The sequence below is a fragment of the Methylobacterium sp. B1 genome, from assembly GCF_000333255.1.
GTDB classification, from domain to species: Bacteria; Pseudomonadota; Alphaproteobacteria; order Rhizobiales; family Beijerinckiaceae; genus Methylobacterium; species Methylobacterium fujisawaense.
The window spans coordinates 1-1,693 of sequence record NZ_BACT01000483.1; the positions used below are offsets into that span (position 1 = coordinate 1).

The following is a 1,693-nucleotide window of genomic DNA, read 5'->3' on the forward strand; positions in this document are numbered from 1 at the left end:
CACCAGCCCGGTCGAGGGGATCGTGGCGATCGGGTTGTCGTCCTTCGGGGCCTTCGCGGCGAACAGGGCGGCCTCGATCGCCGCGCGGGTGCCCGCCAGGATCGGCGCCTCGCCGCCGAGATAGGCCGTCGCGGCCTCCTCGAAGCTCTTGTAATGCTTCAGGTTCGGGCGGAAGCGGCCGCCCTGCGCGGTCAGCAGCATCAGGTCGGCGGCGCTGGTGCCTTCCAGGGCGACGGTCCTGTCGCCGATGTCGTCGAGCCTGTCGAAGCCCTCCAGGGCGTCCTTCCGGTACGCGAAGGCGATCTCCTGCTCGACATACGGGGCGGTGAAGAACACCTGCTCGTTGCGCAGGGCGAGCTGCCGGTCGGTCGGCACGTGCAGCATCAGGTCGGCGAGGGGCGTGCCGGCGAGATCGCCCCGCCACAGGTTCAGGCGCAGGTCGCCATCTACGTTCTCGCCGGCATCGACCACGCGCAGGTCGAGCTTAACCTTCAGCCTGTCGGCGATGGCCTGCGCGAGATCGGCATCGATACCCCGGGCCTTGCCCGTCCCCGCGTCGGAGAACGGCGCGTTGTCGCCGTAGACCGCCACCCGCAGGGTACCGTCCGCCACGACCTGATCGAGCGGGCGCGCGGCCGCCTCCGGCTGGAACCGGAGGGCCAGAAGCAATCCGCAGGCGAGGAGGAGCCGCGCGCTACTCCTCATGCTTCGACTCGATGTAGCTGCGGATCGCCCAGAGGCCTTCCTGCGAGATCACCCCGTCGAAGGCCGGCATCTTGGTCACGCCGTTGATGACGGCGCCGTGCTTCATGCGCTCGACGAAGTATTCGTCGCCCTCCTTGCCCTGCGGCAGGTAGCGCAGGTCCGGGGCGAGGCCGCCGGAGATCATCTCCAGGCCGTGGCAGCGGGCGCAGTTCTGGTTGAAGCCCGAGGCGCCGATCGCGATGGCGTGCTTGTCGCCCTTGTAGGGGTTCTCGGCGACCCACTCGGTGCCGAGCGGCTTCAGGCCGTCGGTGTTGACCGGCTGGGGCTGGACGTCGCCGTGTCCGAGGGCGCTGCCGGCGGCGAGGGCCAGCCCCAGCGCCGCGAGCATGCCGCCCGCCGCCGTCTTCATGGTGCGCATCCGCCGCCTCCCCTCGTTGTTGGACGAGGGTTAGCAAGGTTCGGGCAGCGGACCCATTATGCTTTGGTACGGATCTATAGGCTGATCGCCATCCACGACTTGTGTTGCACTGCATCATGATTGATGGGTGCACCTTGGTCCAATATCGGCGGGCACAACTCCGCTTCTAGACTCCGGCTCAACGACAAGGGACGCGGGGCTGGAGGAAACGGGCGGGGATGGTGTCCTCCGGTGCGCGACGGGCCAGGAAACGCGGAGGGCCGCAGGCCGCCCTGCGGCTGGCCGTCGTCCTGGCGGCTCTCGCGCCGGTCTCGCCCGGGCGGGCCGCGCCCGCGCCGGCGGGTCCGCCCCTGACGATCCAGTACCTGGAGCGGCGGGTCGAGCGGCCGGTGCCGCTGAACAACGAGGATCCGATCCCCGCCGATGAGGGGGCGAAGGGCGCGGAACTCGGCCTGAAGGATTCGAACGCCACGGGCCGCTTCCTCGGCCTGAGCTTCGGCCTCGACGCGAAGGTGGTCGAGCCGGGCGACGACATCCGCAGGCCTTCCGGGATCTCGCCGACCGCCGCTT

At 69.8% G+C, this 1,693-nt stretch carries 2 protein-coding genes and 1 pseudogene; 1 reads left to right on the forward strand and 2 read right to left on the reverse strand.

The window, feature by feature from the left end; all coding sequences use genetic code 11:
- Nucleotides 1-705 (reverse strand): transporter substrate-binding domain-containing protein (locus I53_RS14165; RefSeq protein ID WP_043351753.1); only part of this gene is annotated, 705 nt, incomplete at its 3' end.
- Nucleotides 695-1,123 (reverse strand): cytochrome c-550 PedF, encoded by a 429-nt coding sequence (pedF, locus tag I53_RS14170; RefSeq protein ID WP_236961383.1) that lies wholly within the window; start codon nucleotides 1,121-1,123, stop codon nucleotides 695-697. The genes I53_RS14165 and pedF, both read right to left, overlap by 11 nt.
- A 218-nt stretch (nucleotides 1,124-1,341) precedes the next feature.
- Here pedF and I53_RS14175 point away from each other — a divergent pair.
- A pseudogene (locus I53_RS14175) lies at nucleotides 1,342-1,693 on the forward strand (ABC transporter substrate-binding protein); the annotation flags it as partial.

What these genes read in the sequence shown, in the direction of transcription:
- pedF (WP_236961383.1), bottom strand. Translation starts at nt 1,123, where the DNA reads ATGCGCACCATGAAGACGGCGGCGGGCGGCATGCTCGCGGCGCTGGGG.